At 52.8% G+C, this 8,622-nt stretch carries 10 protein-coding genes; all 10 read left to right on the forward strand.

The annotated features are described in order from the left end of the window. The first annotated feature begins 1 nt into the window (after window position 1). The 10 genes from OCT58_RS05730 (at window position 2) to yjeM (ending at window position 8,440) form a co-directional block, all read left to right on the forward strand. Window positions 2-646 (forward strand): nicotinate-nucleotide adenylyltransferase, encoded by a 645-nt coding sequence (locus tag OCT58_RS05730; RefSeq protein WP_267201921.1) that lies wholly within the window; start codon window positions 2-4, stop codon window positions 644-646. Continuing rightward, complete coding sequence (yqeK, locus tag OCT58_RS05735; RefSeq protein ID WP_267201922.1) at window positions 639-1,256, forward strand: bis(5'-nucleosyl)-tetraphosphatase (symmetrical) YqeK; 618 nt, start codon at window positions 639-641, stop codon at window positions 1,254-1,256. The genes OCT58_RS05730 and yqeK overlap by 8 nt, the downstream gene beginning before the upstream one ends. Continuing rightward, complete coding sequence (gene rsfS / locus OCT58_RS05740; protein ID WP_267201923.1) at window positions 1,257-1,613, forward strand: ribosome silencing factor; 357 nt, start codon at window positions 1,257-1,259, stop codon at window positions 1,611-1,613. Continuing rightward, window positions 1,613-2,353 carry a class I SAM-dependent DNA methyltransferase gene (locus tag OCT58_RS05745; protein ID WP_267201924.1) on the forward strand — a complete coding sequence of 247 codons (741 nt, stop codon included), beginning with the start codon at window positions 1,613-1,615 and terminating at the stop codon, window positions 2,351-2,353. The genes rsfS and OCT58_RS05745 overlap by 1 nt, the downstream gene beginning before the upstream one ends. 12 nt (window positions 2,354-2,365) lie before the next feature. After that, window positions 2,366-3,505 carry a nucleotidyltransferase gene (locus tag OCT58_RS05750; RefSeq protein ID WP_267201925.1) on the forward strand — a complete coding sequence of 380 codons (1,140 nt, stop codon included), beginning with the start codon at window positions 2,366-2,368 and terminating at the stop codon, window positions 3,503-3,505. A 100-nt stretch (window positions 3,506-3,605) separates the two neighbouring features. Beyond that, on the forward strand, window positions 3,606-4,160 hold the full coding sequence (locus OCT58_RS05755) for a YceD family protein (protein WP_267201926.1): 555 nt from the start codon (window positions 3,606-3,608) through the stop codon (window positions 4,158-4,160). Window positions 4,161-4,211: 51 nt separating this feature from the next. After that, window positions 4,212-4,391, forward strand: a complete 180-nt coding sequence (gene rpmF, locus OCT58_RS05760) for a 50S ribosomal protein L32 (protein ID WP_267201927.1) — start codon at window positions 4,212-4,214, stop codon at window positions 4,389-4,391. 208 nt (window positions 4,392-4,599) lie between these two features. Continuing rightward, window positions 4,600-5,286, forward strand: a complete 687-nt coding sequence (locus tag OCT58_RS05765) for a response regulator transcription factor (RefSeq protein WP_267201928.1) — start codon at window positions 4,600-4,602, stop codon at window positions 5,284-5,286. A 15-nt stretch (window positions 5,287-5,301) separates the two neighbouring features. Then, on the forward strand, window positions 5,302-6,759 hold the full coding sequence (locus OCT58_RS05770; RefSeq protein ID WP_267201929.1) for a sensor histidine kinase: 1,458 nt from the start codon (window positions 5,302-5,304) through the stop codon (window positions 6,757-6,759). Window positions 6,760-6,967: 208 nt separating this feature from the next. Beyond that, a complete protein-coding gene (gene yjeM / locus OCT58_RS05775; RefSeq protein ID WP_267201931.1) occupies window positions 6,968-8,440 on the forward strand; it encodes a glutamate/gamma-aminobutyrate family transporter YjeM in 1,473 nt (490 codons plus the stop codon). The last annotated feature ends 182 nt before the right edge of the window (window positions 8,441-8,622 follow it).

Here is an 8,622-nt window from a genome sequence, read left to right on the forward strand (position 1 = left end):
TATGCAGCGTTGTCGAGTCATTGAAACCCCGCAACCGCGGGTGCAACCGGAAACGGTAATGATGGAAAAACGGCGGCGGGTTGGCATTTACGGTGGAACTTTCAATCCGGTTCATAATGCCCACTTGCTGGTGGCGGACCAGGTCGGGCATACCTTATCGCTCGACCAAGTTCGGTTTATGCCGGATGCGACGCCACCGCACGTCGATCACAAGTCTGCAATCGATGCCGATGCGCGGTTAGCAATGCTTCAGCTGGCCATTAAGGATAATCCGCTCTTTGCAATTGAGCACAGCGAGGTCGACCGGGGCGGTATCAGTTATACTTATAACACGATGAAAAGGCTGCTGGAGAAGAACCCAACGACCGAATACTACCTCATCATCGGTGGCGACATGGTCGATTATCTGAGTAAATGGTATCGGATTGACGATTTGGTGCGTCTGCCGCGTTTCCACTTTGTTGGGGTTCGCCGGCCGGGCGCCAAGAACGAGTCGGACTATCCCGTGATCTGGGTGGACGTGCCACCAGTTGGCTTTAGTTCAACCGATATTCGCAACCGGATCCGGCGGGGCCAGTCGATTCGCTACATGGTTCCCAAGGCAGTTGCCAAGTATATAGAGGAGCATCATTTATATCATGACTAGTGAGATTATTGAGTATCGTCACCACTATATTCCATTGACAAGAGACCAGCTGGTTGACCGGCTCCAGCAGGCCCTCAAGGAGAAACGTTTCCACCACGTCCTGCGGGTTGAACAAACGGCGATTCACCTGGCAAAGTTAAACAAAGTGGACGTTGAAAAGGCTAGTATTGCCGGCTTGTGTCATGACTATGCCAAGCAGCGTCCGGACCAGGATTTTATTGCTGAAATTCATCAAAAGGGCCTGGATCCCGACTTACTGAATTACGGCAATGCCATTTGGCACGGAATCGTCGGGGCCGAGCTGATCAAGGATGAACTGGGCATCTGGGATGAAGACATCTTAAATGCAGTCCGTCATCATACAACCGGGGCGGCCGTCATGTCCAAACTAGAGCAGATCATCTACATGGCCGACTACATTGAGCCGGCTCGTGATTTTGCTGGCGTGGAGACCGCCCGGCAATTGACCGAGTCAGACCTGGGTGCCGGTGTGGCCTACCAGACCAAGCACACCTTGGAATACTTGATTGAAAACAACAAACCAGTGTACCCGAAGACGATTGAAACCTATAACGCCTGGGTACCTGCTTACGAAGGGAAGATTGACTAGATGGAAAGCAAACAATTACTGGAAATGGTTGTCAAGGCCGCCGATGGTCGGCGGGCCGAGGATATCGTTGCGCTGAAGGTGGACGAGATTAGCCCGATGGCCGATTACTTTGTGATCATGACCGGGGGCTCCGATCGGCAGGTTCAGGCGATTGCCAACGCCATTATCGAAAAGGCCCACGAAAACCAGGTCAACATCGGGAGTGTCGAGGGGAAGAACCATGCCAAGTGGGTCCTGATCGACCTTGGTGACGTGGTCGTTCACGTTTTCCGGGAAGAAACCCGGAGCTTCTACAACCTTGAAAAGCTGTGGTCCGATGCTCCACTGGTGAACATCGACCAATGGGTTAACGACTAATGATTTACCATACCTTTGCCCAACTGTACGACCAGCTCTTCGACGACCAGCTTTATGAAGACTGGGCGCAGTACACGCTGGAACACGGTGGCGAAAAGGCGACGACCATCCTTGACCTGGCTGGTGGTGCCGGTCGCTTGGCCGTCTTGCTAGCAAAAGCGGGCAAGAAAATGACCGTCGTGGATCTATCGGCGGACATGCTGGCACTGGCGGCCCAGCATGCCACCGATGCGGGAGTTGAGCTAAACCTGCTCCAGGCGGACATGCGGGACCTCACTGGTCTGCCCGAGTACGACATGGTGACCTGTTATGCGGATTCGTTTAGCTACCTTGATAATTTAGCGGATGTCACCACCAGTTTTCGCCAGGTTTACGACCACCTCAAAGCAGGCGGCCGTTTTCTCTTTGACGTGATTACGCCCTACCAGACGGACGTCATCTATCCTGGCTACATGTACAATTATGAGGACGATGATCACCAGCATGCCTTCATGTGGCGCAGCTATGGCGACGATGAGGTCGAACACGGGGTAATTCACGACCTGGCCTTCTTTAATCGGCTGGACAATGGTCAATATGAACGGGTGGGCGAAACCCACTTTGAGCGCAGCTACCCGTTGGCCGACCTCCAACAAGCATTGGTTGCGGCTGGCTTTAACCACGTACGCGTCAGTGCTGACTTTGGGCATAATGAGCCCGATGAGGAGACGACGCGCTGGTTCTTTGACTGCCATAAATAGGGGATGAACAAGATGCAAGCAGTTGGCATGGTTGTCGAGTACAACCCCTTCCATAATGGGCACCGCTATTTCCTTGGTCAAGCCAAGAAGGCGACCGGTGCGGACGTTGCAGTGGCCGTGATGAGTGGTAACTTCACCCAGCGGGGCGAGCCGACAATTGTCGATAAGTGGACCCGGACCCGGGCCGTCCTTGAAAATGGGGTCGACCTGGTCGTGGAGCTGCCAATCTTTTCGGCTGTTCAGCCGGCCCATCGGTTTGCGGCCGGTGCCCTGGCAATCCTGAATGCCCTAGCGGTGGATCAGGTCGCCTTTGGGGCCGAGCACCCCGACTGGGACTTTGGGGCGCTGGTGGCGGCGGAAAAGAATTTTGATACCGCGGAGTTCAACCAGTACAACGCCACCTACGCCACCCAGTTCAACGAGCAGCTGGCCGCCCAGACCGGGGTGATGCTCAAAGATCCCAACGATATTCTGGCCTTTGCCTACACGAAGACCGTCCTGAACCACCACTACCCGATGCACTTGCACGCGATTCAGCGGCGGGGCAGCGATTACCATGACCAGGAGATCCACGGTCAGATCGCCAGCGCCAGTGCAATTCGCCAGGCGGTCGCCACACAGGCTGATTTTGGGGCGACCGTTCCCGAAGCAATGGCCCAGGGCTTGCGGCAGGTGAAACAGGTGCCGTCCTGGGAGCAGCTCTTTCCGCTTCTGCGCAATCAATTAATTCAGGCCCCGACCGATTATCTGGCGGACATTTACCAGATGGCGGAGGGATTGGAGAACCGGATGAAGGAGGTTGCCCAGCAGACGCTCGATTTTGACACCTTTATCCACCGCCTAAAGACCAAGCGCTACACCTATGCCCATCTCCTGCGGATGTGCCTTTATGCCACTCTGCAGATCAGTGAGGAGGAGATGGCGGCCCATCTCCAACAGCCCTACATTCATATTCTGGGTTTTACCGACCGTGGCCGGGCCTACCTGCACCAGGTGAAAAAGGAGGTCAGCTTGCCGATCTTTACCAAGGTTAGCCAGCAGATGCGCGATCACCTGTGCAATCTGGATTACCGGGCCGGCAAGCTTTACCAGAATTTCACCCCGGTTGAACAGGACTTAAGCCACCCGCCGATCATGCTCTTTGACCGGTGAAATGCCCCGGTGCGCGGGCCGAGAGCTGTCAAGGAAAAAACATTGACAAGCCATCGGGGGACTAGTATAATTGCATACGTTGCATTAGGAGGTTAGTACGATGAAATGGTCGATTGCAGAGTTACATCGATACCAAGATGAACCACTTCATATTCAAAGTACTTTTGATCTGAACGCATCACTAACGAAACTGTTCCCGGATATCATCTTAGCCGTTGAACCGGTGAAGGTGGACGGGTACGTATCCTACGACGACGGGGATGTGACCATCAGTGCCAACGTCAAGACGACGCTGACGGTGCCATCTAGTCGTTCGCTTACTCCCGTTTCGTTACCGCTTGACTTTGACTTTACGGAGACGTATATTGATGATCGTGATCACTTTTCGCGCTACGAGGATGACGAGGTCGTTTTCCTCTTGAAGCCCGGGGAGCCGATCGACTTCGATACCGCACTAGCGGAGAACATCGTCGAGCAGGTGCCGTTACGAGTGCTTTCTGCGGATGAAAAGGCCGGCAAAGCCATGCCGAAGGGGAATGACTGGAGCGTCATCTCCGAGGATGACTACAAGGCCAGCAAGCAGAAAGATCAGAAAGTTGATCCACGTTTCGCGAAACTGCAAAAGTTATTTCCTGATCAGGATGATAAAAAGTAGCGGACGGTTAAAAACCATTTGTGGATAAATTAATCCTAGGAGGTGTCTAACATGGCTGTTCCAGCACGGAAGACTTCAAAGTCCAAGAAGAACATGCGTCGGGCGCACATTAAGTTGAACGTCCCTGGCTTAACTCCTTGCCCAAACTGTGGTGAACTTCGCAAGTCCCACATGGTATGCCCAAACTGTGGCTACTACAACGGCAAGCAAGTTGTTAACACTAACAACTAATTTGACCGATAAAAATCATCCATTAGGCGCCGGACCTGGGGTGATTTTTTATTTTTAAAATTTAATAATTCAGTGGGCTGGCCTGGGGCGTGTGGAAAGATTTCTTGATTTTACCGCGGCTAAGGCTGGGGTTTATTAGAAAACTGTGATAAAATTATTTTGTTTTATTAATACGAACGTTCAAATTAATTATTAGCAGGTGAAAGTAATGAGTCGAATCTTAATTATCGAAGACGAAGAAAATTTAGCAAAGTTTGTCGACATGGAGCTCAAGCACGAGGGCTATGACACAGATGTCGAATTGGACGGGCGTGCTGGCCTGGACGCGGCCCTGAACCAGGACTTCGACGTGATTCTCTTGGATTTGATGCTGCCGGAATTAAACGGGATTGAGGTCGCACGGCGGGTCCGCGAAGTCAAGGACACCCCGATCATCATCATGACGGCCAGAGATTCCGTCATCGACCGGGTTTCTGGATTGGACCACGGTGCCGACGACTACATCGTCAAGCCCTTTGCCATTGAAGAACTGTTGGCCCGGGTGCGGGCACTGCTGCGGCGGATCAGCATCGAGGATGGCAACAATAAGGAACACCAGACCACGGTCAACTACAAGGACTTGACGATCGAAAAGGAAAACCGGGTTGTCCGGCGTGGCGACGAGGTCATCAACCTGACCAAGCGGGAATACGAACTGCTCTTGATCCTGATGGAAAACATCAACGTGGTGATGTCCCGGAAAGAATTGCTCAGTAAGGTTTGGGGATACGATTCCAAGGTGGAAACCAACGTCGTGGATGTTTACATCCGTTACCTGCGGAACAAGATCGACCGGCCTGGCGAGAAGAGCTACATTCAGACCGTTCGGGGCACCGGTTACGTTATTCGTTCCTAAGGCTCGTGGTTAACTATGGATGAGAAAACAAGCGACCGTCGATTTATTTCCCTCAAGCTGAAATGGGCCTTTGGGACGGCCGTGGGTTCACTATTCATCTTCTTCATTGTCGCCATGGCGATGTTCACCTCCTTCACGCAGCGGCTATTTGAACAAGAGCGCGGGCTGCTAGATCAGGGGATGACCAACATTAGCCGCCAGTTGGGACAGGTGGATCGCCCCCTCACCAAGCGAAATGTTCAATCGGCGCTGGTCCAGCACAAAACGGGGGGCGCCCAGTACCAGCGGCCAATCGTCCAGGAATTGAGCGACGGGCACCTGGTTGTCAACGTCTACAGCCCCAAGCATCAGACGGTCCTCAGTACCGGGCAGCCCATCACCAAGCCGGCCTTTAACGACCAGCACCGGGTCCAAATGAAAAAGGGTCCCGGGCACAAGATTATCGTCGGTCAGGCCCCAATTTACGCCAAGCAGGGTCATCGCTTGATCGGCTATCTTCAGGTCGAAAACAAGCTGAACGTCTACTACCGGAACTACCGGCAGCTGCGTCTCGTGATGATCCTGGCCCTGTGCCTGGTAGTTCTGGCCAGCGGGCTTTTGGGCTACTTCCTGTCGATGCTCTTTTTGCGGCCCCTTGGTGACATTCACGACACGGTCAAGGTCATCAGCAAGGACCCTACCAAGAACGCGCGGGTACCAGTACCGGCCCACAACGACGAGTTGGCCGAGCTGGCGACGATGTTTAACGAGATGCTTGACCAGACTCAACGCTACATCAACCAGCAGTCGCAATTCGTCAACGACGTCAGTCACGAATTGCGGACCCCGATTGCCATTATTCAGGGTCACCTCGACATGCTGCAGCGCTGGGGGAAGGATGATCCAAAGGTCCTTAACGATTCAATCAACGCTTCCTTGGTCGAAACGGAGCGGATGAAGAACCTGGTGGCCGAAATGCTCGACCTTTCCAGAGCCGAGCAGGTCGACATCAACTACCGTGACCAGCAGACGGTGGTCAATGACGTCGTACACCAGGTCTACAACAACTTCAAGATGCTCTACCCCGACTTCGTCTTTACCCTCGATGACGACCTGAGCAAGCCGATCACGGCCAATATCTACCGGGACCACTTAGAGCAGGTGCTGGTAATCCTCTGTGATAATGCCGTCAAGTATTCAACCGAGCGGCGGGAGGTCCACATCTCGCTTTCACGGGGGATGGACACCGTCGAGATCGGAATTCAGGATTTCGGGGCCGGGATTCCGCCGGAGGACATCGACAAGGTCTTTGACCGCTTCTACCGGGTGGACAAAGCCCGTAGCCGCAAGAAGGGTGGCAATGGATTGGGCCTGTCAATCGCCAAGCGCCTGATTGAGGGCTACCACGGGTCCATCACCCTGGAAAGCTCCCTGGGTGCCGGCTCGCTCTTCCGGATCATTTTGCCGATCGCGAGCGACAAAGATGCCAATTAGTATGAGAATTTAACAAGAGTCGCAATGCCAAGCCCATTGCGGCTCTTTTGCTTTCCCCGGATTTATTGATTAAAAGGTGGATTAAAAGCTTCTCATGTTCATTTTTTAATAAAGTCCGATAGCATATAATTAAAACGAAGCTACTTAAAAAACTAAAGTATATGCTTGGGGGAGTTGAATTTATAGTGGCTGAAAACAACCTAAGTTAATCACCACGCCGACCTTGGTGCTGATGATTATCTCAACGATTTACGGCTTTGGGAATGTTTCCATTGCCTATGCACAAATGGCCTACGCTGGGATGTTTTGGTACATCCTGGCTGGGGTCTGCTTCTTCTTTCCGTGCTGCCTGATGATGGCGGAGTACGGATCGGCCTTTAAGGACGCCAAGGGTGGTATTTACTCCTGGCTGGCCGGTTCCATCGGGGAGAAGATGGCCTTTATTGGTACCTTCATCTGGCTTTCGAGCTGGATTCTCTGGCTGGTCTCCAGTGCCTCGCGCCTGTGGATCACCTTGTCGGCCCTGCTCTTTGGGCACGACACGACGCAGCATTGGCACTTCTGGATCTTTAATTCGACAGAACTGATTGGAATCCTGGCGATTATCTTTGTCCTCTTAGTGACCTTCCTGAGTTCGCAGGGAATGAACGGAATTACCAAGATTAGTTCCTTTGGTGGGGCCTTCATGATCGGGATGAACGCGATTTTCATCCTGGCCAGCCTGGTGGCAATCATTGCCAACAAGGGGGTCACCGCCCAGCCAATCCATGGCATCAGCAGTTTCTTCGAGTCACCAAATCCGTCCTTTAAGACGCCGATTGCGGTGATCTCCTTCGTTGTCTACGCCATCTTTGCCTACAGCGGGATGGAAAACCTCGGTGGGGTGACCGACAGCATGAAGGACCCGGAACATACCTTCCCGCGCGGCCTGGTAATCGGGTCATTGCTGACGATCGGGAGCTACGTGCTGATGATTCTGATGACCGGCTTTACCGTCAACTACGACCACGTCATCGCGCGGCCGAACGTCAACCTGGGGAACGTGACCTACGTGGTCTTTGACCGCCTTGGTTACATGATGGGAGTCTCGCTGGGCCTGAGCCACGCGACCAACCTCCTGCTCGGCAACATTTTCACCCGGCTGATTGCCTTATCTGGTCTGCTGGGGATGTTAGGCGCTATGTTCCTGCTGGTTTACTCGCCGATCAAGTCCTTCGTGATGGGGGCTAATCCAAAGCTGTGGCCGGCCCGGGTGACGAAGCTGAACAAGCACGGCATGCCGGCCTTTGCGATGTGGCTGCAGGCGATCTTTGTCTGCTGCATCATCTTCCTGATTTCCTTCGGGGGCTCGGCCGCCAGCGCCTTCTACCAGATTCTGACCGACATGGTCAACGTTTCGGCCTGCGCGCCCTACATCTTCTTGGTCGGGGCCTTCCCGATTTTCCAAAAGAAGGAAATTCCGCACGACTTTGTGGTCTTTAAGAACCGTTTCTGGACCAAGGTCTTGGTAGTTTTCGTCGAGATCATCGTTTGCCTGGGGATCATCTTTACCTGCGTCCAACCAATTTTGGACCACGATCTTCAGACGGCCTTCTGGACTGCCTTTGGTCCGGTCTTCTTCGGCATTTTGGCCTGGCTGTTTTACCGGCACGCGGTGAAGAAAAATCATTTGAATCTTTAGTCTGAACTAATAAAAAGACTGGTGAGAGAAATTACTTTCTCATCAGTCTTTTTAATTACGGCAGATTGTAAAATTTAAGTTGAACATTTAAGTGGACAGAAAAACCCATCAAGGTCTTTAATGGTGTTACCGTACAATCCATTAGAAAGAAGGACCTTGATGAGCACCACTATTTTATCATT

This window comes from Limosilactobacillus kribbianus (genome assembly GCF_026413145.1).
In the GTDB taxonomy this organism is placed as follows: domain Bacteria; phylum Bacillota; class Bacilli; order Lactobacillales; family Lactobacillaceae; genus Limosilactobacillus; species Limosilactobacillus kribbianus.